Source organism: Stenotrophomonas acidaminiphila (assembly GCF_001431595.1).
Classification (GTDB): Bacteria; Pseudomonadota; Gammaproteobacteria; order Xanthomonadales; family Xanthomonadaceae; genus Stenotrophomonas; species Stenotrophomonas acidaminiphila.
The window spans coordinates 257826-275636 of record NZ_LDJO01000026.1 but is presented as its reverse complement, the minus strand read 5'-3'; the positions used below and the strand labels follow the sequence as shown (position 1 = coordinate 275636).

The window sequence follows — 17811 nt, the reverse complement described above, 5'->3', positions numbered from 1 at the left end:
CCTGGTGGATATCGCCGCGCATTCATGGGGTCCGGTACACAAGAGGCCGGGCCTGTCGCTCTTTAGACCTATAGGAACACCGTCATGGCGGACCAAAAGATCCGGATTCGGCTGAAGGCGTTCGATCATCGCTTGATCGACCGCTCGGCCAGCGAGATCGTTGAAACGGCCAAGCGGACCGGCGCGCAAGTGCGTGGCCCGATCCCGCTGCCTACCAAGATCGAACGTTACACCGTTCTGGTTTCCCCGCACGTCGACAAGGACGCGCGTGACCAGTACGAAACCCGCACGCACAAGCGCGTGCTCGACATCGTCGACCCCAACGACAAGACCGTGGACGCGCTGATGAAGCTCGAACTGGCTGCCGGCGTCGACGTTCAGATCAAGCTGACCTGAGGACTGCGACCATGACGAAGAAGTATTCGTTGGGCTTCGTGGGCCGCAAGGCCGGCATGAGCCGCGTTTTCACCGAGGACGGCCAGTCCATCCCGGTGACCCTGATCGAAGCCACCCCGAACCGCATCGCGCAGGTCAAGACCGTCGAAACCGACGGCTACAGCGCCGTGCAGGTGACCGTCGGCGCCCGTCGCGCCGCCCTGGTGAACAAGCCGGAAGCCGGCCACTTCGCCAAGGCCAAGGTCGAAGCCGGCCGTGGCCTGTGGGAATTCCGCGTCGAGGACGCCCAGATCGGCGATTACGCCGTCGGTGGCGAAGTCAAGGCGGACATCTTTGCCGTTGGCCAGAAGGTCGACGTCCAGGGTGTCACCAAGGGCAAGGGCTTCCAGGGCACCATCAAGCGCTACAACTTCACCATGGGCGACGCCACCCACGGTAACTCGCTGTCGCATCGCGCGCCGGGTTCGTTGGGCCAGCGCCAGACCCCGGGTCGCGTTTTCCCGGGCAAGAAGATGGCCGGCCACATGGGTGCCGTGCAGCAGAGCACGCAGAACCTGGAAGTGGTCAAGGTCGACGTCGAGCGTGGTCTGATTGCCGTCCGTGGTGCCGTTCCGGGTGCTGCCGGTGGCGACGTGATCGTGCGTCCGGCGAGCAAGGCATAAGGAGAGATGACGATGGAACTCGTTATCACGGGTAGCAACAACAAGGTCTCGGTCTCCGAAGCCGTGTTCGGTCGCGATTTCAGCGAAGATCTGGTCCACCAGGTCGTCGTTGCCTACCGCAACGCCGCTCGCGCCGGTACCAAGGCACAGAAGACGCGCTCTGAAGTGGCCGGCACCACCAAGAAGTCGAAGAAGCAGAAGGGTGGTGGCGCTCGCCACGGTGCCCTGACCGCTCCGATCTTCGTCGGCGGTGGCGTCACCTTCGCGGCCAAGCCGCGCAGCTTCGAGCAGAAGGTCAACCGCAAGCAGTACCGCGCCGCCATGTGCGCCATCCTGTCCGAGCTGAACCGCCAGGGCCGCCTGACCATCGTCGAGTCCTTCGACGTGGAAGCGACCAGCACCAAGGGTCTGATCGGCAAGCTGGCTGGCCTGGAAGTGGGCAAGCGTCCGCTGATCGTCACCGAAGAGGCTTCCGAGCATCTGTACCTGTCGGCCCGCAACCTGCCCTACGTGCAGGTGCGTGACGTCCAGGGTCTGGATCCGGTCGCTCTGGTCGGTGCCGACACGGTCGTCATCACCGCCGATGCGGTCAAGAAGGTCGAGGAGTGGCTGGCATGAGCAGCAACGAAAAAATCTTCAGCGTGCTGCGCGCTCCGCGAGTCTCCGAAAAGACCGCGCGCCTGCAGGAACTCTCCAACCAGTACGTCTTCGAAGTCTCGAACGAAGCAACCAAGGCCGATGTGAAGGCCGCGGTCGAGCAGCTGTTCGACGTCAAGGTCGAGGCCGTCAACGTGGTCAACGTCAAGGGCAAGAGCAAGTCCTTCCGTAACCGCGCTGGCCGCCGCGGCGATTGGCGCAAGGCGTACGTGCGCCTGGCCGATGGCCAGTCCATCGATGTAACGGCCAAGGCCTGAGGTACATCCCATGCCATTGATGAAATTCAAGCCCACCTCCGCAGGCCGCCGCTCGGCCCTGCGCGTGGTCACGCCCGATCTGCACAAGGGTGCGCCGCACGCTGCGCTGGTGGAGTCGCAGAGCAAGTCCGGTGGTCGCAACCACCACGGCCGCATCACCACCCGTCACGTTGGTGGTGGCCACAAGCAGCACTACCGCATCATCGACTTCAAGCGCAACAAGGAAGGCATTCCGGCGCGCGTGGAACGCATCGAATACGATCCGAACCGCACCGCCCACATCGCCCTGCTGTGCTACGTCGACGGTGAGCGCCGCTACATCATCGCCCCGAAGGGCCTGAAGGCGGGTGACCAGGTCATCTCCGGTGCGCATGCGCCGATCAAGACCGGCAACACCCTGCCGCTGCGCAACATCCCGGTCGGTACCACCATCCACGGCATCGAGCTGAAGCCGGGCAAGGGCGCCCAGATCGCCCGCGCCGCCGGTGCTTCGGTGCAGCTGGTGGCTCGTGAAGGCATCTACGCCACCCTGCGCCTGCGCTCGGGTGAAATGCGCAAGGTGCCGGTCGAGTGCCGCGCCACCATCGGCGAAGTCGGCAACGACGAGCACAACCTGGAGAAGCTGGGCAAGGCCGGCGCCAAGCGTTGGCGCGGTGTCCGCCCGACCGTCCGCGGTGCCGCCATGAACCCGGTGGACCACCCGCACGGTGGTGGTGAGGCCAAGGCCGGCCAGGGTAACCCGCATCCGGTCACCCCGTGGGGTGTCCCGACCAAGGGCTACAAGACGCGCCATAACAAGCGCACCCAGCAGTTCATCGTCCGCGATCGTAGGGGCTAATCGACCATGGCACGTTCACTCAAGAAGGGCCCGTTCGTCGATCACCACCTCGTCAAGAAGGTGGAGGCCGCTGCGGGCAGCAAGAAGCCGATCAAGACCTGGTCGCGCCGTTCGATGATCCTGCCGGAAATGGTAGGCGTCACCATCGCCGTGCATAACGGCAAGAACCACGTACCGGTTCTCATCAACGAGAACATGGTCGGCCACAAGCTCGGCGAATTCGCCATCACCCGGACCTTCAAGGGTCATGGTGCTGACAAGAAGTCGGGCAAGTAAGGAGAGATGACGATGGAAGCGAAAGCAATCCTGCGCACCGCGCGCATCTCCCCGCAGAAGGCCCGTCTGGTCGCTGACCAGGTGCGCGGCCTTCCGGCCGAGCGTGCGGTCAATCTGCTGAAGTTCTCGGACAAGAAGGCTGCCGCCCTCATCAAGAAGGTGGTGGAGTCGGCCATCGCGAACGCCGAGAACAACCAGGGCGCCGACGTCGATGAGCTGAAGGTCAAGACCATCATGGTTGATGAAGGTCCGAGCCTGAAGCGCTTCATGGCCCGCGCCAAGGGCCGCGGCACGCGCATTCTCAAGCGCACCAGCCACATCACCGTGGTCGTGGGCGAGGGCAAATAACGATGGGTCACAAAGTTCATCCGATTGGTATCCGCCTGGGCATCGCCAAGGACTGGAACTCCAAGTGGTACGCCAACAAGGCCGAGTTCGCCAGCTACCTGGCGGCCGACCTGAAGGTCCGCGAGATGCTTCGCAAGAAGCTGGCGCAGGCCGGTATCTCCAAGATCCTGATCGAGCGTCCGGCCAAGACCGCGCGCGTGACGATCCACACCGCCCGCCCGGGCGTGGTGATCGGCAAGCGTGGTGAGGACATCGAGAAGCTGCGCAAGGAAGTGAGCGAAGTGATGGGCGTCCCGGCGCACATCAACGTCACCGAAGTGCGCAAGCCGGAGCTGGACGCGCAGCTGGTCGCCGAGTCGATCGCGCAGCAGCTGGAGCGTCGCATCATGTTCCGCCGCGCGATGAAGCGTGCGGTCGGCAACGCGATGCGCCTGGGTGCCCTGGGCATCAAGGTCAACGTGGCTGGCCGCTTGAACGGCGCTGAAATCGCCCGTTCGGAGTGGTACCGCGAAGGCCGCGTGCCGCTGCACACCCTGCGCGCCGACATCGACTACGGTTTCGCTGAGGCCAGCACCACCTACGGCATCATCGGCATCAAGGTCTGGATCTACAAGGGCGAGGTCTTCGATTTCTCCCAGGTTGGCCAGGAAAAGCAGGACGACAGCCCGCGCAGCGATCGCAACGATCGTGGCGACCGTGCCGACCGTCCGTCGCGCCCGGCTCGTGAAGCGAGGTAACGGCAATGTTGCAACCCAAGCGAACCAAATACCGCAAGATGTTCAAGGGCCGCAACGACGGCCTGAGCTGGAGCGCCAATGCCGTCAGCTTCGGTGAGTACGGCCTGAAGGCCACCGCTCACGGCCAGCTGACCGCGCGCCAGATCGAAGCGGCCCGTCGTTCGATCAGCCGTTACGTCAAGCGTGGCGGCAAGATGTGGATCCGCGTTTTCCCGGACAAGCCCATCACCAAGAAGCCCATCGAAGTCCGAATGGGTGCCGGTAAGGGTGGCGTGGAGTACTGGGTCGCCCAGATCCAGCCGGGCCGCATGATCTATGAAATCGAGGGTGTTTCCGAGGAAGTGGCACGCGAGGCGTTCCGCCTGGCGTCGGCCAAGCTCTCGGTCACCACCACTTTCGTGACCCGGACGGTGCGCTGATGGACATCAAACAACTCCGCGAGAAGTCGGCTGACGAACTCAAGGCCCACCTGGGCGACCTGCGCAAGGAGCAGTTCTCGCTCCGCATGCAGGCCGCCACCGGCCAGCTGCCGAAGACCCACGAAACCCGCCGGGTGCGCCGCGAGATCGCTCGCGTCAAGCACCTGATCGGCAGCACGAAGTAAGGATGGCTGCGATGAGCGAAAATACTGAAAGCAAGACGCTGCGCACGGTCGAAGGCCGTGTGGTCAGCAACAAGATGGACAAGACGGTCACCGTGTTGGTGGAGCGCCAGGTCAAGCACGCCCTGTACGGCAAGTACATCAAGCGCTCGACCAAGCTGCACGCTCACGACGCCGAGAACACCTGCAACGAAGGTGATTTCGTGCGTGTGACCGAGATTGCGCCGCTGTCCAAGACCAAGAACTGGCGGGTGGTGGAAGTCATCACCCGCGCAGCGAAATAAGGAGCCTGAATCATGATTCAGATGCAGAGCTACCTCGACGTCGCTGACAACTCCGGTGCCAAGGAAGTGATGTGCATCAAGGTGTTGGGCGGCTCGAAGCGCCGTTATGCCCACATCGGCGACATCATCAAGGTCACCGTGAAGGACGCGATTCCGCGCGGCAAGGTCAAGAAGGGCGAAGTGTACGACGCCGTCGTGGTGCGTACCCGCAAGGGTGTGCGTCGCGCCGACGGTTCGCTGATCCGTTTCGACGGCAACGCCGCGGTCCTGCTGAACAACAAGCAGGAGCCGATCGGCACCCGTATCTTCGGGCCGGTGACCCGTGAACTTCGTTCCGAGAAGTTCATGAAGATCGTCTCGCTCGCTCCCGAAGTGCTGTGAGCGACAGGAGATAATCATGGCTAACCGTATCAAGAAGGGCGACCAGGTCGTCGTCAACACCGGCAAGGACAAGGGCAAGCAGGGCGAAGTCGTCCGCGTCGACGGCGACCGCGTGGTCGTCGCCAACGTGAACATCGTCAAGCGCCACACCAAGCCGAACCCGCAGGCAGGCGTTGCCGGCGGCGTGGTCGAGCGTGAAGCTTCGATCCATATCTCCAACGTCAATGTCCTGAACCCGGCTTCGGGCAAGGGCGAGCGCGTTGGCTTCAAGGTGCTGGAGGATGGACGCAAACTGCGTGTGTTCCGCTCCAGCGGTGAGGCGATTGACGCCTGAGGAATGAGCTGATGACTTCCCGTCTCGAAAAAATCTACAAGGAAGAAGTGGTGCCGGCGCTGATGAAGCAGTTCGGTTACACCAATCCGATGGAAGTGCCGAAGCTGGTCAAGATCACCGTCAACATGGGCGTCGGCGAAGCCGCGACCAACAAGAAGGTGCTCGAGAACGCCGTGGCCGACATGACCAAGATCACCGGCCAGAAGCCGGTGGTCACCAAGTCGCGCGTCTCGGTGGCCTCGTTCAAGATCCGCGACGGCTGGCCGATCGGTTGCAAGGTCACCTTGCGCCGCAACACCATGTTCGAATTCCTGGATCGACTGATCAACATCTCGCTGCCGCGCGTGCGTGACTTCCGCGGCGTTTCGGGTCGTTCGTTCGACGGTCGCGGCAACTACAACATGGGTGTGAAGGAACAGATCATCTTCCCGGAAATCGATTTCGACGCCGTCGATGCGATCCGCGGCATGGATATCGCCATCACCACCACCGCCAAGACCGATGCGGAAGCGAAGGCGCTGCTGGCAGCGTTCAAGTTCCCGTTCCGTAACTGATCCGTCGAGGAAACCGAAATGGCAAAGACCTCCATGGTCAACCGCGACATCAAGCGGGAAAAGCTGGCCAAGAAGTACGCCGACAAGCGTGCTGCTCTGAAGAAGATCGTGTCCTCGGTGGACGCGAGCTACGAAGAGAAGATCGAAGCCGCGGCCAAGCTGTCCAAGCTGCCGCGCGATTCGTCGCCGAGCCGCCAGCGCAACCGCTGCGAACTGTCGGGCCGCCCGCGTGGCGTGTACCGCAAGTTCGGCCTGGGCCGCAACAAGCTGCGTGAAGCCACCATGCGTGGCGACGTGCCGGGCCTGCGCAAGGCCAGCTGGTAAGAAACCCCCGTGCCGGGCCGCAAGGTCCGGCCGGCGGGCCGGCAGGGCGACCTGCCGGCAAGACAGGAAGTCCGACGCAAGTCGGACTTTTTGTCGTATACTCCCGCGTCTTGCCCGGCCGAAATTGCGGGTGACGTTGGAAAAGGGCCCCGGCCCATCCCGGGAAAACTCGAGATTTTCGCGAAAGCGGATATCGGTGCACTCAAAGGTATACACATGAGCATGACTGATCCCATCGCCGACCTGCTGGTCCGCATCAAGAATGCGGCCGCGGTTGGCAAGCAGACGGTGAAAGCGCCGTCGTCCAAGATCAAGGTGGCGATTGCCCAGGTCCTGAAGGACGAGGGTTACATCACCGACCTGCGCGTCAACCAGCTGGACAACAACAAGTCCGAGCTGGAAATCGTCCTGAAGTACTTCGAGGGCAAGCCGGTCATCGCGACCCTGAAGCGCTATTCGCGTTCGGGCCTGCGCCAGTACCGTGGCAAGAGCGAGCTGCCGAAGGTCCTCAACGGCCTGGGCATTGCCATCATTTCCACCTCCAAGGGCATCATGACTGATGCGCAGGCGCGCCAGCAGGGCGTCGGCGGCGAAGTCCTGTGCTTCGTGGCCTAAGCGAGAAGGAGTAGAACATGTCCCGCGTAGCCAAGAAGCCGATCAACCTGCCCAAGGGCGTTGAACTGAACATCCAGCCGGAATCCGTGAGCGTGAAGGGCCCGAAGGGCACCCTGTCGCTGAACAAGGCCGCTGGCGTTGAAATCACCATCGACAATGGCGTCGTCACGCTGAATCCGAAGGACATCTCCTTCGACGCGCTGACCGGCACCGTGCGTTCGATCCTGGCCAACATGGTCAAGGGCGTGTCCGAAGGCTTCGAGAAGAAGCTGGAGCTGGTGGGCGTGGGTTACCGCGCTGCCATGCAGGGCAAGGACCTGAACCTGTCGCTGGGCTTCTCGCACCCCGTCGTGTTCGTGGCGCCGGAAGGCATCACCCTGGCCACCCCGACGCAGACGGAAATCGTCGTGCAGGGCGCGGACAAGCAGGTGGTCGGTGAAGTCGCCGCCAAGATCCGTGGCTACCGTCCGCCGGAGCCCTACAAGGGCAAGGGTGTGAAGTACGCCGGTGAGAACATCATTCGCAAGGAAGCCAAGAAGGCCTAATTCCTAGGTTTTCAGCTTTCGAGGATAAAGATCATGAACAAGAACATCGCTCGCCTGCGTCGCGCCAAGTCGACCCGTTCGCACATCCGCACCCTGGGCGTGCCGCGCCTGTCGGTGCTGCGTACCGGCCAGCACCTGTACGCGCAGGTCTTCACCGCCGACGGCTCGAAGGTGCTGGCTGCCGCCAACACCACCCAGGCCGACGTCAAGGACGGCCTGAAGAACGGCAAGAACGCCGACGCCGCCGCCAAGGTGGGCCGCATCGTTGCCGAGCGCGCCAAGGCCGCCGGCGTCGAGAAGGTCGCCTTCGATCGTTCGGGCTACCGCTACCACGGCCGCATCAAGGCCCTGGCGGACGCCGCGCGCGAGGCCGGCCTGCAGTTCTAAGGGAATGGGGCAGGGGCCTTGTCGGCTCCTGCCCGCCCGCTCGCCGGCCTGAGCGAGGCCGGACGGCGCCGTTCTTCTGCAGCGGCCCACCGGAACAACGCGTCATTCCACAACCATAAGCGGCCCCGAGCCGTACATACCCAACAACCAAGGAATCAACATGGCAGAAGAACGTCAGCAGCGGGGTCGCGACCGCGACCGCAACCGCGAAGAGAAGATCGACGACGGCATGATCGAGAAGCTGGTCGCGGTCAACCGCGTCAGCAAGACCGTCAAGGGTGGCCGCCAGTTCACCTTCACCGCCCTGACCGTGGTCGGCGACGGCGAAGGCAAGGTCGGTTTCGGCTATGGCAAGGCGCGCGAAGTGCCGGTCGCCATCCAGAAGTCGATGGAGCAGGCCCGCAAGAACCTGGTCAACGTCGACCTGAACAACGGCACCCTGTGGCATCCGGTCAAGGACGGCCACGGTGCGGCCCGCGTGTTCATGCAGCCCGCCTCGGAAGGTACCGGCGTGATCGCCGGCGGTGCCATGCGCGCCGTCCTGGAAGCGGTTGGCGTGAAGAACGTGCTGGCCAAGGCCACCGGTTCGCGCAACCCGATCAACCTGGTCCGCGCCACCGTGAAGGGCCTGGCCGGCATGCAGTCGCCGGCGCGCATCGCGGCCAAGCGTGGCAAGAAGGTGGAGGAACTCAACCATGGCTAATGAGTCCAACAAGACCGTGAAGGTGCGCCTGGTGCGCGGCCTGCGTGGAACCCAGTCGCGTCACCGCCTGTCGGTGCGTGCCCTGGGCCTGAACAAGCTCAACGATGTGCGTGAACTGAAGGACAGCCCGCAGGTTCGCGGCCTGATCAACAAGGTTCAGTACCTCGTCCAGGTTGAGGAGTAATCGACCATGACTCTGCGTCTCAATGAACTGAGCCCGGCTCCGGGCGCCCGCACCGAGCGCACCCGCGTCGGTCGTGGTATCGGCTCGGGCCTGGGCAAGACCGCCGGCCGCGGCCACAAGGGTTCGTTCGCCCGCAAGGGTGGCGGCAAGATCAAGGCTGGCTTCGAAGGCGGCCAGACCCCCATGCAGCGTCGTCTGCCGAAGATCGGCTTCCGTTCGCCGATCGCCAAGGACACCGCTGAAGTGCTGCTGTACCAGCTGGACAAGCTGCCGGCCGGCGAGATCGATTTCGCCGCCCTGCGTGCCGCCAAGCTGGTTCCGAGCACCGCCAAGAAGGCCAAGATCGTCGTCAAGGGCGACGTGACCAAGGCGTTCACCCTGAAGGGCGTCGCCGCCACGGCCGGTGCCAAGGCCGCGATCGAAGCTGCCGGCGGCAGCGTACAGGAGTAACTGGAACATGGCGCAAGCTGGCATCGGTAACCTCGCGGGCGGAATGGGCAAGTTCACTGAACTTCGCCAGCGTCTTCTGTTCGTAGTCGGGGCATTGCTCGTCTATCGCATCGGCTGCTACGTGCCGGTGCCGGGCGTCAATCCCGATGCCATGCTTGCGCTGATGCAGGCGCAGGGCGGCGGTATCGTGGACATGTTCAACATGTTCTCGGGCGGCGCCCTGCACCGTTTCAGCATCTTCGCGTTGAACGTGATGCCGTACATCTCGGCATCGATCGTGATGCAGCTGGCGGTCCATATCTTCCCCGCGCTCAAGGCGATGCAGAAGGAAGGCGAGTCGGGCCGCCGCAAGATCACCCAGTATTCGCGCATCGGCGCGGTGCTCCTGGCCATCGTGCAGGGCGGCAGCATCGCCCTGGCGCTGCAGAACCAGGTGTCGCCGGGCGGCGCGCCGGTCGTCTATGCGCCGGGCATGGGCTTCGTGCTCACCGCCGTGGTCGCGCTGACTGCCGGCACCATCTTCCTGATGTGGGTCGGCGAGCAGGTCACCGAGCGCGGTATCGGCAACGGTGTCTCGCTGATCATCTTCGCCGGCATCGTCGCCGGCCTGCCGGCAGCGGTCATCCACACGCTGGATGCCTACCGTGACGGCAACATGAGCTTCATCTCGCTGCTGCTGATCGTCATCGTGGTGCTGGCGTTCACCTATTTCGTGGTGTTCGTCGAGCGCGGCCAGCGTCGCATCACGGTCAACTACGCACGGCGCCAGGGTGGCCGCAATGCGTACATGAACCAGACCTCGTTCCTGCCGCTGAAGCTCAACATGGCGGGCGTGATCCCGGCGATCTTCGCTTCCAGCATCCTGGCCTTCCCGGCAACGCTGGCGATGTGGTCCGGCCAGGCCAGCTCCGCGACCTGGCTGCAGAAGGTGGCCAACGCGCTGGGTCCGGGCGAGCCGCTGCACATGATCGTGTTCGCCGCGCTGATCACCGGTTTCGCGTTCTTCTATACCGCGCTGGTGTTCAACTCGCAGGAAACCGCCGACAACCTGAAGAAGTCTGGCGCGCTGATCCCGGGCATCCGTCCGGGCAAGGCCACCGCCGAGTACATCGACGCGGTGCTGACCCGCCTGACCGCGGCCGGCTCGCTGTACCTGGTGATCGTGTGCCTGCTGCCGGAACTGATGCGCACCCAGCTCAATGCCTCGTTCTACTTCGGTGGCACCTCGCTGCTGATCGTGGTGGTGGTGGTGATGGACTTCATCGCCCAGGTGCAGGCGCACCTGATGTCGCACCAGTACGAGAGCCTGCTGAAGAAGGCCAACCTGAAGGGTGGCAACCGCGGTGGTTTTGCACGCGGCTGATTCCCCCGTTATACTTTCCGCTTCATAGCGAGAAGGCCGCCCTGGGTTCCCCGGGCGGGCCTTCCAGACAGAAGGGCGGCCCCCGCAGCGGTCTCGGGTGGGGGTGTGATGTGGTAGTTCCGCGCGGGAGTAGCGCGGGCGGCCTGGAGAGAAATCTCCCTGCCAGGCACATCCGGCGCCGGAGCATGGGCACACTCCCCACGCCGGGCTCATGGAACCTTGTGTTCCACGGGCTTCCAAGCAAACCGGGACCTTGTTAGAATCGCTAGTTCACTTTTTTGATCCATCCTGCCGGAATGGCGCGCCATGCGGTGCGCATTCGGCCATCACTCAGCTGGAGAACCGCGTCATGGCGCGTATTGCAGGCGTCAACCTGCCAGCCCAGAAGCATGTCTGGGTCGGGTTGCAAAGCATTTACGGCATCGGCCGTACCCGCTCGAAGAAGGTCTGCGAAGCCGCAGGCGTTACTTCGACCACCAAGATCCGCGACCTGTCGGAGCCGGAAATCGACCGTCTGCGCCTCGAAGTGGGCAAGTACATCGTCGAAGGCGACCTGCGTCGTGAAGTCGGCATCGCCATCAAGCGCCTGATGGACCTGGGCTGCTACCGCGGCCTGCGTCACCGTCGCGGCCTGCCGCTGCGTGGTCAGCGCACCAAGACCAACGCACGCACCCGCAAGGGTCCGCGCAAGGCGCTTAAGAAGTAAGGGACCTAGAAAATGGCTAAGCCCGCTGCTGCTAAGACCAAGAAGAAGATCAAGCGCGTCATCACCGACGGCGTCGCCCACGTCCACGCTTCTTTCAACAACACCATCGTGACCATCACCGACCGCCAGGGCAATGCACTGTCCTGGGCGACCTCCGGTGGTGCCGGCTTCCGCGGTTCGCGCAAGTCGACCCCGTTCGCTGCGCAGGTTGCCGCCGAGAAGGCCGGCAAGGCCGCGCTGGACTACGGCGTGAAGTCGCTGGAAGTCCGCATCAAGGGCCCGGGTCCGGGCCGTGAGTCGGCCGTGCGTTCGCTGAACAACGTCGGCTACAAGATCACCAACATCATCGACGTGACGCCGATCCCGCACAACGGGTGCCGTCCGCCGAAGAAGCGTCGCGTCTAAAGGAGCGATAAGAAATGGCTCGTTATATCGGTCCTACCTGTAAGCTCGCCCGTCGCGAAGGCGCCGACCTGTCGCTGAAGAGCCCGGCCCGTGCGCTGGACTCCAAGTGCAAGCTGGAGCAGAAGCCCGGCCAGCACGGCGCCACCGCCCGCAAGGGCAAGCTGTCCGACTACGCCACCCAGCTGCGCGAGAAGCAGAAGGTCAAGCGCATCTACGGCCTGCTGGAGCGCCAGTTCCGCAATTACTACAAGAAGGCCTCGACCAAGAAGGGCAACACCGGCGAGAACCTGCTGCAGCTGCTGGAAACCCGCTTGGACAACGTCGTCTACCGCATGGGCTTCGCCGTGACCCGTCCGGCCGCGCGCCAGCTGGTCTCGCACCGCGGCGTCACCGTGAACGGCAAGTCGGTCAACCTGGCCTCGTACCAGGTCAAGGCCGGCGACGCGATCGCCCTGTCGGAAAAGGCTGCCAAGCAGCTGCGTGTCCAGGAAGCCCTGACCATCGCCGAACAGCATGACCTGAGCCCGTCGTGGGTGGAAGTCGATTCGAAGAAGTTCAGCGGCGTGTTCAAGGCCGTGCCGGATCGCGCCGACCTGCCGGCGGACATCAACGAAGCGCTGATCGTCGAGCTGTACTCGAAGTAATTCACATTGGAGAACCCTCGGCGACGGCCGGGGGTTCACTAGGAGAACCCGCAACATGACGGTTACCGCCAACCAGGTTCTGCGTCCCCGCGGTCCGCAGATCGAACGCCTTACCGACACCCGCGCCAAGGTCGTTATCGAGCCCTTGGAGCGGGGTTACGGGCATACGCTGGGCAATGCCCTGCGTCGCGTGCTGCTGTCGTCCATCCCGGGCTTCGCCATCACGGAAGTCGAGATCGACGGCGTGCTGCATGAGTACACCACGGTCGAAGGGCTGCAGGAGGACGTGCTCGAAGTCCTGCTCAACCTGAAGGACGTGGCCATCCGCATGCATTCCGGTGACAGTGCCACCATCTCCCTGTCCAAGCAGGGTCCGGGTGTGGTGACTGCCGCCGACATCAAGGTCGACCACAACGTCGAAGTCCTCAACGGCGAGCAGATCATCTGCAACCTGACCAAGGACACGGCGATCAACATGCGCCTGAAGGTCGAGCGTGGCTTCGGCTACCAGCCGGCGGCTTCGCGTCGTCGTCCGGACGAAGAAACCCGTGCCATCGGCCGCCTGGTCCTGGACGCCTCGTTCTCGCCGGTCCGCCGCGTCGCCTACGCCGTGGAAGCGGCCCGCGTCGAACAGCGCACCGACCTGGACAAGCTGGTCATCGATATCGAAACCAACGGCACGATCGATGCCGAGGAAGCCGTCCGCACCGCGGCCGACATCCTCAGCGATCAGCTCTCGGTGTTCGGTGACTTCACCCACCGCGACCGCGGTGCGGCCAAGCCGGCCAACAACGGCGTGGATCCGGTGCTGCTGCGCCCGATCGACGACCTGGAGCTGACCGTCCGTTCGGCCAACTGCCTGAAGGCCGAAAGCATCTACTACATCGGCGATCTGATCCAGAAGACCGAAGTGGAGCTGCTCAAGACCCCGAACCTCGGCAAGAAGTCGCTGACCGAGATCAAGGAAGTGCTGGCCCAGCGTGGCCTGTCGCTCGGCATGAAGCTGGAGAACTGGCCGCCGGCCGGCGTCTCCGCCCACGGCATGCTGGGCTGAGCAAACCCTGTTTCCCCGCATGGGTGACCATGCGGGGAATGCAGCATGCAGTACCCGCGCCGATGGCTTGAAAGCCACGGTGCCGGTCGTCCAGGGAGCAGGGCGACCAGGACCACCCGCAGTCCACAGCAGCAGCGCCAGGAAGGCGACAACGAAGTCCAACGAACCATCATTGACCAAGGAATAGACCCATGCGCCACCAGAAGTCGGGCCGCAAGTTCAACCGCACCAGCGCCCACCGCGAAGCGATGTTCAAGAACATGGCCGCCTCGCTGTTCAAGCACGAGCTGATCAAGACCACCCTGCCGAAGGCGAAGGAACTGCGCCGCGTCGCCGAGCCGCTGATCACCCTGGCCAAGGTCGACTCCGTCGCCAACCGCCGCCTGGCTTTCGCCCGCCTGCGTGACAAGGAAGCCGTCGGCAACCTGTTCACCGTGCTGGGCCCGCGCTACGCCAGCCGTCCGGGCGGCTACCTGCGCCTGCTGAAGTGCGGCTTCCGTGCCGGCGACAACGCGCCGATGGCCTACGTCGAGCTGGTGGACCGTCCGGCCGCCGTTGCCGAGGAAGTGGCCGAGTAATCGCGCCTTCCGCAACGAGCCTGAAACGAAAAGCCCGGCCTCGCCCGGGCTTTTCGCTTTTCCGGAGTCCGGACTTTCCGGCCGCGTAGCTGGACGGGCGCACCGTCCGGACGCGCCGGCGTCGGGGCCGGTACCGTTCGCCGCGGCCCGGGCGCGATCGATGTGCAGTGCATGGCATGGTGCGCTCCGGCAGCCGCATGGCGCCGAGCATCTGCGGTACGTTCCGCGTGGTGGATGCTGTCGTGCGGCCGCCGGCCTGTTACGCTTGTTGGATCATTGATCCGGAACGACACGATGAATCCTTTGCGCTGGGGCTTCCGCGCGCAGTGCCTGCTGGGCTTCCTGGCCTGCGCGGGTCTTCTTGCGTTCGCCATCTGGATGCAGCTGGAGATGGGCCTGGAGCCCTGTCCGCTGTGCATTTTCCAGCGCATCGCCTTCGCCGCGGTGGGCCTGCTGTTCCTGTTGGGCGCGCTGCACGGGCCATCCACCCGCACTGGGCGCGGCGTATACGGGGGGCTGGCGTTCATCGCCGCGGCCGTGGGCGCCGGCATTGCCGGGCGCCACGTGTACGTGCAGTTGCTGCCGAAGGACCTGGGCAGCAGCTGCGGCCCGCCGCTGAGTTTCCTGAGCGAGACCATGGGCCCGTTCGAGGTGTTCCGTACCGTGCTTACCGGCACCGGCGACTGCGGCAACATCGACTGGACCTTCCTCGGCTTGAGCATGCCGATGTGGAGCCTGGTGTGGTTCGCGCTGCTGGGTGCGTGGGCGCTGTATGCCGGCCTGCGCGCGCGCCGGACACGCCTGTTCTGAGTTCCTTTGGTTTTCCGCTGTATCCCCCTGCTATCGCTACGGTAATCGCATGAACCTGTCCCCGTCCTTGTCCCCGGCCGCCACCGCATCGCACTGGGCGCCGGACAGCTGGCGTGGGCGCCCGGCGCTGCAGATGCCGACCTATCCCGATCCGCAGGCGCTGGAGACGGCGCTGGCGCAGCTGCGCCAGTTGCCGCCGCTGGTGACGTCGTGGGAGATCCTGGCACTCAAGCAGCAACTGGCCGAGGCGCAGGAAGGCGAACGCTTCCTGCTGCAGGGCGGCGACTGTGCGGAGAATTTCGCCGACTGCGAATCCGGCACGATCTCCAACCGGCTCAAGGTCCTGCTGCAGATGAGCCTGGTGCTGGTGCACGGGCTGCGCAAGCCGGTGATCCGGGTGGGACGCTTTGCCGGCCAGTACGCCAAGCCGCGTTCGGCCGACACCGAGACCCGCGACGGGGTGACCCTGCCCAGCTACCGGGGCGACGTGATCAATGCGCCGGAGTTCACCGAAGCGGCGCGGATGCCCGATCCGCAGCGGATGATCGTCGCCCATTCGCGTTCGGCGCTGACGATGAATTTCGTGCGTGCCCTGATCGATGGCGGCTTCGCCGACCTGCACCATCCCGAGTACTGGAACATGAGCTGGGTCGGGTGTTCGCCGCTGGCGGCCGAGTACCAGAAGATGGTGGGCTCCATCGGCGATGCGGTGCGCTTCATGGAGACGCTGGCCGGTGCGCGGGTGCACAACCTCAACCGGGTCGATTTCTATACGTCGCACGAGGCGTTGCTGCTGCCCTACGAGCAGGCGCTGACCCGGCAGGTGCCGCGCCAGCACGGCTGGTTCAACCTGAGTACGCACTACCCGTGGATCGGCATGCGTACCGCGGCGCTGGAGGGCGCGCACGTGGAGTACCTGCGCGGCGTGCGCAACCCGATCGCGATCAAGGTGGGGCCGTCGGTGCAGCCGGACCAGCTGCTGCGCCTGATCGACGTGCTCAATCCCGATGACGAGCCGGGCCGCCTGAGCTTCATCCATCGCATGGGCGCGACGCAGATCGCCGACAGGCTGCCGCCGCTGCTGGATGCGGTCAAGCGTGACGGCCGCCGCGTGCTGTGGGTCTGCGATGCGATGCACGGCAACACGGAGAGCACCAGCAACGGCTACAAGACCCGTCGCTTCGACAACGTCCTTGCCGAGGTCGAGGCGTCGTTCGACCTGCATGCGGCGGCCGGCACGCGCCTGGGCGGCGTGCACCTGGAGCTGACCGGCGAGGACGTGACCGAGTGCACCGGTGGCGCGCGCGAACTGACCGACCGCGATCTGGAGCGTGCGTACCGCTCGACGGTCGACCCGCGGCTGAACTACGAGCAGTCGCTGGAAATCGCGATGGCGATCGTGCGCAAGCGGCAGCAGGGGCCCGACGCGTCCTGAGGCGGGCATGGCGTATCGGTCGCTGCGCGCGACCGTGCGGGCAGCCAGCGTGGCGACAACGGTGAGGGCGGCGGCAAGCGCCCGGCCTGTGGCATGACATCGCGATCATGGTTTCTGGCGCATCATGGGCGGCACATCCTTTCGTATCCCCAGGAGGACACGCATCGATGGCCGACTGGACCGTCATTCGCACCTACGCATTGCCGCTGGGAGCGGCGATTCTCGCTGGCTTCGTCGTCTGGACGCTGATGCTGTGGCTGTTCCGGCGCACCCAGGGACGTGACTACCGGCGCGCGCGCATCGTGCGCGTGGTGAGCCTGCCGCTGGCGTTCTTCCTGCCGCTGTTGTTCCTGGAGATGGCGCTGGGAGCCACGCCGCTGGACGGGAAGGCGCTGCAGGTGATGCAGCGCCTGCTGCACGTGGGCGTGGTGGCATGCCTGACCTGGCTGCTGGTACGGGCGGTGGCCGCCGGCGAGCGCGCGATCCTGCGCAACCACCCGATCGAGATGGCCGACAATCTTGCCGCGCGTCGCGTCCAGACCCAGACCCGGGTGCTGAGCCGGGTGCTGATGGGCGTGATCGTGCTGTTCGGCGTGGCGACGGTCTTGCTGGCGTTCCCGCAGGCGCGGCAGGTCGGCAAGACCCTGCTGGCCTCGGCGGGCATCGTCGGGCTGGTGGCCGGCATCGCCGCCAGGCCGGTGTTCGGCAACCTGATCGCCGGCCTGCAGATCGCACTGACGCAGCCGATCCGGCTGGACGACGTGGTGATCGTGGAAGGCGAGTGGGGGCGGATCGAGGAGATCGGCAGTTCCTACGTGGTGGTGCGGATCTGGGACGAGCGGCGCATGGTGGTGCCGTTGTCCTGGTTCATCGAGAACCCGTTCCAGAACTGGACCCGGCGCAGCGCCGACCTGCTGGGGACCGCATTCCTGTGGCTGGACTACCGTACCCCGGTTGCGGCGGTACGCGCCGAGCTGGAGCGCATCTGCAGGGAGTCGCCGTTGTGGGACGGACGGGTCTGCGTGACCCAGGTGACCGAGGCGAGCGAGCACGCCATCCAGGTGCGGCTGCTGGTGAGCGCGCGCAACTCCGGCGATGCCTTCGACCTGCGCTGCATCGTGCGCGAGCGCATGATCGATTTCCTGATGCGCGAGCATCCGGCCGCGCTGCCGCGGCTGCGCGCGGAGATGGCGGATCCGGCCGGGGTGCCGCAGCCGGCGCGCGGGGGCGGACCCGCGGACATCCGCTCACCGGGCGCGGAGGATGGCGCGCCGGGGTAGGCG

The 17811-nt window shown here is 64.8% G+C and carries 30 protein-coding genes; all 30 read left to right on the top strand.

Annotation, left to right across the window (positions count from 1 at the left end; all coding sequences use genetic code 11):
* Positions 1-84: 84 nt before the first annotated feature.
* Positions 85-396, top strand: coding sequence for a 30S ribosomal protein S10 (rpsJ, locus tag ABB33_RS09630; RefSeq protein WP_005408208.1), 312 nt, complete (start codon positions 85-87; stop codon positions 394-396).
* 11 nt (positions 397-407) lie between these two features.
* Positions 408-1058 (top strand): 50S ribosomal protein L3, encoded by a 651-nt coding sequence (gene rplC / locus ABB33_RS09625; RefSeq protein ID WP_054663304.1) that lies wholly within the window; start codon positions 408-410, stop codon positions 1056-1058.
* Between the two features lie 12 nt (positions 1059-1070).
* Positions 1071-1676 carry a 50S ribosomal protein L4 gene (gene rplD, locus ABB33_RS09620; RefSeq protein WP_054668595.1) on the top strand — a complete coding sequence of 202 codons (606 nt, stop codon included), beginning with the start codon at positions 1071-1073 and terminating at the stop codon, positions 1674-1676.
* Complete coding sequence (gene rplW / locus ABB33_RS09615; RefSeq protein ID WP_054663307.1) at positions 1673-1972, top strand: 50S ribosomal protein L23; 300 nt, start codon at positions 1673-1675, stop codon at positions 1970-1972. Before rplD ends, rplW begins: the two co-directional genes overlap by 4 nt.
* 10 nt (positions 1973-1982) lie before the next feature.
* A complete protein-coding gene (gene rplB / locus ABB33_RS09610) occupies positions 1983-2810 on the top strand; it encodes a 50S ribosomal protein L2 (protein WP_056931946.1) in 828 nt (275 codons plus the stop codon).
* A 6-nt stretch (positions 2811-2816) separates the two neighbouring features.
* Positions 2817-3086: a 30S ribosomal protein S19 gene (gene rpsS / locus ABB33_RS09605; protein WP_054663313.1), complete on the top strand. Its 270-nt coding sequence runs from the start codon at positions 2817-2819 to the stop codon at positions 3084-3086.
* Between the two features lie 12 nt (positions 3087-3098).
* Entirely contained in the window at positions 3099-3434 is a 336-nt protein-coding gene (gene rplV / locus ABB33_RS09600) for a 50S ribosomal protein L22 (RefSeq protein WP_054668596.1), read from the top strand.
* Between the two features lie 2 nt (positions 3435-3436).
* A complete protein-coding gene (rpsC, locus tag ABB33_RS09595; protein WP_054663315.1) occupies positions 3437-4171 on the top strand; it encodes a 30S ribosomal protein S3 in 735 nt (244 codons plus the stop codon).
* A 5-nt stretch (positions 4172-4176) separates the two neighbouring features.
* Complete coding sequence (gene rplP, locus ABB33_RS09590; RefSeq protein WP_054663318.1) at positions 4177-4590, top strand: 50S ribosomal protein L16; 414 nt, start codon at positions 4177-4179, stop codon at positions 4588-4590.
* Positions 4590-4775 carry a 50S ribosomal protein L29 gene (gene rpmC, locus ABB33_RS09585; RefSeq protein WP_054663321.1) on the top strand — a complete coding sequence of 62 codons (186 nt, stop codon included), beginning with the start codon at positions 4590-4592 and terminating at the stop codon, positions 4773-4775. The genes rplP and rpmC overlap by 1 nt, the downstream gene beginning before the upstream one ends.
* 11 nt (positions 4776-4786) lie before the next feature.
* Entirely contained in the window at positions 4787-5056 is a 270-nt protein-coding gene (gene rpsQ, locus ABB33_RS09580) for a 30S ribosomal protein S17 (protein ID WP_054663323.1), read from the top strand.
* Between the two features lie 12 nt (positions 5057-5068).
* Positions 5069-5437 (top strand): 50S ribosomal protein L14, encoded by a 369-nt coding sequence (gene rplN, locus ABB33_RS09575; RefSeq protein ID WP_003479595.1) that lies wholly within the window; start codon positions 5069-5071, stop codon positions 5435-5437.
* Between the two features lie 16 nt (positions 5438-5453).
* Positions 5454-5771, top strand: coding sequence for a 50S ribosomal protein L24 (gene rplX, locus ABB33_RS09570; protein WP_054663326.1), 318 nt, complete (start codon positions 5454-5456; stop codon positions 5769-5771).
* A gap of 11 nt (positions 5772-5782) precedes the next feature.
* Positions 5783-6325 carry a 50S ribosomal protein L5 gene (rplE, locus tag ABB33_RS09565; protein ID WP_054663329.1) on the top strand — a complete coding sequence of 181 codons (543 nt, stop codon included), beginning with the start codon at positions 5783-5785 and terminating at the stop codon, positions 6323-6325.
* An 18-nt stretch (positions 6326-6343) separates the two neighbouring features.
* Positions 6344-6649 carry a 30S ribosomal protein S14 gene (gene rpsN, locus ABB33_RS09560; RefSeq protein WP_054663332.1) on the top strand — a complete coding sequence of 102 codons (306 nt, stop codon included), beginning with the start codon at positions 6344-6346 and terminating at the stop codon, positions 6647-6649.
* Between the two features lie 216 nt (positions 6650-6865).
* The gene (rpsH, locus tag ABB33_RS09555) at positions 6866-7264 is read left to right on the top strand and encodes a 30S ribosomal protein S8 (RefSeq protein ID WP_054663335.1); all 399 of its coding nucleotides are present in this window, start codon (positions 6866-6868) and stop codon (positions 7262-7264) included.
* 17 nt (positions 7265-7281) lie between these two features.
* Entirely contained in the window at positions 7282-7809 is a 528-nt protein-coding gene (rplF, locus tag ABB33_RS09550; RefSeq protein ID WP_054663337.1) for a 50S ribosomal protein L6, read from the top strand.
* A 33-nt stretch (positions 7810-7842) separates the two neighbouring features.
* On the top strand, positions 7843-8196 hold the full coding sequence (gene rplR / locus ABB33_RS09545; protein WP_054663339.1) for a 50S ribosomal protein L18: 354 nt from the start codon (positions 7843-7845) through the stop codon (positions 8194-8196).
* Between the two features lie 160 nt (positions 8197-8356).
* Positions 8357-8899 carry a 30S ribosomal protein S5 gene (rpsE, locus tag ABB33_RS09540; RefSeq protein WP_054663341.1) on the top strand — a complete coding sequence of 181 codons (543 nt, stop codon included), beginning with the start codon at positions 8357-8359 and terminating at the stop codon, positions 8897-8899.
* Positions 8892-9083, top strand: a complete 192-nt coding sequence (rpmD, locus tag ABB33_RS09535) for a 50S ribosomal protein L30 (protein WP_005408214.1) — start codon at positions 8892-8894, stop codon at positions 9081-9083. The genes rpsE and rpmD overlap by 8 nt, the downstream gene beginning before the upstream one ends.
* A gap of 6 nt (positions 9084-9089) precedes the next feature.
* Positions 9090-9533 (top strand): 50S ribosomal protein L15, encoded by a 444-nt coding sequence (rplO, locus tag ABB33_RS09530; RefSeq protein ID WP_056931945.1) that lies wholly within the window; start codon positions 9090-9092, stop codon positions 9531-9533.
* Positions 9534-9540: 7 nt separating this feature from the next.
* Positions 9541-10896, top strand: a complete 1356-nt coding sequence (gene secY / locus ABB33_RS09525; protein WP_054663347.1) for a preprotein translocase subunit SecY — start codon at positions 9541-9543, stop codon at positions 10894-10896.
* 349 nt (positions 10897-11245) lie between these two features.
* Positions 11246-11602, top strand: a complete 357-nt coding sequence (gene rpsM, locus ABB33_RS09520) for a 30S ribosomal protein S13 (protein ID WP_054663350.1) — start codon at positions 11246-11248, stop codon at positions 11600-11602.
* A gap of 12 nt (positions 11603-11614) precedes the next feature.
* Complete coding sequence (gene rpsK / locus ABB33_RS09515) at positions 11615-12007, top strand: 30S ribosomal protein S11 (protein ID WP_054663352.1); 393 nt, start codon at positions 11615-11617, stop codon at positions 12005-12007.
* A gap of 14 nt (positions 12008-12021) precedes the next feature.
* Entirely contained in the window at positions 12022-12651 is a 630-nt protein-coding gene (rpsD, locus tag ABB33_RS09510) for a 30S ribosomal protein S4 (protein ID WP_054663355.1), read from the top strand.
* Between the two features lie 55 nt (positions 12652-12706).
* A complete protein-coding gene (locus ABB33_RS09505; protein ID WP_054663357.1) occupies positions 12707-13705 on the top strand; it encodes a DNA-directed RNA polymerase subunit alpha in 999 nt (332 codons plus the stop codon).
* A 191-nt stretch (positions 13706-13896) separates the two neighbouring features.
* Positions 13897-14283 (top strand): 50S ribosomal protein L17, encoded by a 387-nt coding sequence (gene rplQ / locus ABB33_RS09500; RefSeq protein WP_054663360.1) that lies wholly within the window; start codon positions 13897-13899, stop codon positions 14281-14283.
* 294 nt (positions 14284-14577) lie between these two features.
* A complete protein-coding gene (locus ABB33_RS09495; protein ID WP_054663363.1) occupies positions 14578-15093 on the top strand; it encodes a disulfide bond formation protein B in 516 nt (171 codons plus the stop codon).
* 49 nt (positions 15094-15142) lie between these two features.
* Entirely contained in the window at positions 15143-16528 is a 1386-nt protein-coding gene (locus tag ABB33_RS09490) for a class II 3-deoxy-7-phosphoheptulonate synthase (protein WP_056931944.1), read from the top strand.
* Between the two features lie 167 nt (positions 16529-16695).
* Positions 16696-17808 (top strand): mechanosensitive ion channel family protein, encoded by a 1113-nt coding sequence (locus ABB33_RS09485; RefSeq protein WP_056931943.1) that lies wholly within the window; start codon positions 16696-16698, stop codon positions 17806-17808.
* The last annotated feature ends 3 nt before the right edge of the window (positions 17809-17811 follow it).

What these genes read in the sequence shown, in the direction of transcription:
- rplQ (WP_054663360.1), top strand. Translation starts at nt 13,897, where the DNA reads ATGCGCCACCAGAAGTCGGGCCGCAAGTTCAACCGCACCAGCGCCCAC.
- rplO (WP_056931945.1), top strand. Translation starts at nt 9,090, where the DNA reads ATGACTCTGCGTCTCAATGAACTGAGCCCGGCTCCGGGCGCCCGCACC.
- rplN (WP_003479595.1), top strand. Translation starts at nt 5,069, where the DNA reads ATGATTCAGATGCAGAGCTACCTCGACGTCGCTGACAACTCCGGTGCC.
- rplF (WP_054663337.1), top strand. Translation starts at nt 7,282, where the DNA reads ATGTCCCGCGTAGCCAAGAAGCCGATCAACCTGCCCAAGGGCGTTGAA.
- rpsN (WP_054663332.1), top strand. Translation starts at nt 6,344, where the DNA reads ATGGCAAAGACCTCCATGGTCAACCGCGACATCAAGCGGGAAAAGCTG.
- ABB33_RS09485 (WP_056931943.1), top strand. Translation starts at nt 16,696, where the DNA reads ATGGCCGACTGGACCGTCATTCGCACCTACGCATTGCCGCTGGGAGCG.
- rpmC (WP_054663321.1), top strand. Translation starts at nt 4,590, where the DNA reads ATGGACATCAAACAACTCCGCGAGAAGTCGGCTGACGAACTCAAGGCC.
- rpmD (WP_005408214.1), top strand. Translation starts at nt 8,892, where the DNA reads ATGGCTAATGAGTCCAACAAGACCGTGAAGGTGCGCCTGGTGCGCGGC.
- rplE (WP_054663329.1), top strand. Translation starts at nt 5,783, where the DNA reads ATGACTTCCCGTCTCGAAAAAATCTACAAGGAAGAAGTGGTGCCGGCG.
- rpsJ (WP_005408208.1), top strand. Translation starts at nt 85, where the DNA reads ATGGCGGACCAAAAGATCCGGATTCGGCTGAAGGCGTTCGATCATCGC.
- rpsH (WP_054663335.1), top strand. Translation starts at nt 6,866, where the DNA reads ATGAGCATGACTGATCCCATCGCCGACCTGCTGGTCCGCATCAAGAAT.
- rplD (WP_054668595.1), top strand. Translation starts at nt 1,071, where the DNA reads ATGGAACTCGTTATCACGGGTAGCAACAACAAGGTCTCGGTCTCCGAA.
- rplW (WP_054663307.1), top strand. Translation starts at nt 1,673, where the DNA reads ATGAGCAGCAACGAAAAAATCTTCAGCGTGCTGCGCGCTCCGCGAGTC.
- rplB (WP_056931946.1), top strand. Translation starts at nt 1,983, where the DNA reads ATGCCATTGATGAAATTCAAGCCCACCTCCGCAGGCCGCCGCTCGGCC.
- rpsS (WP_054663313.1), top strand. Translation starts at nt 2,817, where the DNA reads ATGGCACGTTCACTCAAGAAGGGCCCGTTCGTCGATCACCACCTCGTC.
- ABB33_RS09495 (WP_054663363.1), top strand. Translation starts at nt 14,578, where the DNA reads ATGAATCCTTTGCGCTGGGGCTTCCGCGCGCAGTGCCTGCTGGGCTTC.
- rpsC (WP_054663315.1), top strand. Translation starts at nt 3,437, where the DNA reads ATGGGTCACAAAGTTCATCCGATTGGTATCCGCCTGGGCATCGCCAAG.
- rplX (WP_054663326.1), top strand. Translation starts at nt 5,454, where the DNA reads ATGGCTAACCGTATCAAGAAGGGCGACCAGGTCGTCGTCAACACCGGC.
- rpsQ (WP_054663323.1), top strand. Translation starts at nt 4,787, where the DNA reads ATGAGCGAAAATACTGAAAGCAAGACGCTGCGCACGGTCGAAGGCCGT.
- rpsM (WP_054663350.1), top strand. Translation starts at nt 11,246, where the DNA reads ATGGCGCGTATTGCAGGCGTCAACCTGCCAGCCCAGAAGCATGTCTGG.
- rpsK (WP_054663352.1), top strand. Translation starts at nt 11,615, where the DNA reads ATGGCTAAGCCCGCTGCTGCTAAGACCAAGAAGAAGATCAAGCGCGTC.
- rpsE (WP_054663341.1), top strand. Translation starts at nt 8,357, where the DNA reads ATGGCAGAAGAACGTCAGCAGCGGGGTCGCGACCGCGACCGCAACCGC.
- rplP (WP_054663318.1), top strand. Translation starts at nt 4,177, where the DNA reads ATGTTGCAACCCAAGCGAACCAAATACCGCAAGATGTTCAAGGGCCGC.
- rplV (WP_054668596.1), top strand. Translation starts at nt 3,099, where the DNA reads ATGGAAGCGAAAGCAATCCTGCGCACCGCGCGCATCTCCCCGCAGAAG.
- ABB33_RS09490 (WP_056931944.1), top strand. Translation starts at nt 15,143, where the DNA reads ATGAACCTGTCCCCGTCCTTGTCCCCGGCCGCCACCGCATCGCACTGG.
- rplC (WP_054663304.1), top strand. Translation starts at nt 408, where the DNA reads ATGACGAAGAAGTATTCGTTGGGCTTCGTGGGCCGCAAGGCCGGCATG.
- ABB33_RS09505 (WP_054663357.1), top strand. Translation starts at nt 12,707, where the DNA reads ATGACGGTTACCGCCAACCAGGTTCTGCGTCCCCGCGGTCCGCAGATC.
- rpsD (WP_054663355.1), top strand. Translation starts at nt 12,022, where the DNA reads ATGGCTCGTTATATCGGTCCTACCTGTAAGCTCGCCCGTCGCGAAGGC.
- rplR (WP_054663339.1), top strand. Translation starts at nt 7,843, where the DNA reads ATGAACAAGAACATCGCTCGCCTGCGTCGCGCCAAGTCGACCCGTTCG.
- secY (WP_054663347.1), top strand. Translation starts at nt 9,541, where the DNA reads ATGGCGCAAGCTGGCATCGGTAACCTCGCGGGCGGAATGGGCAAGTTC.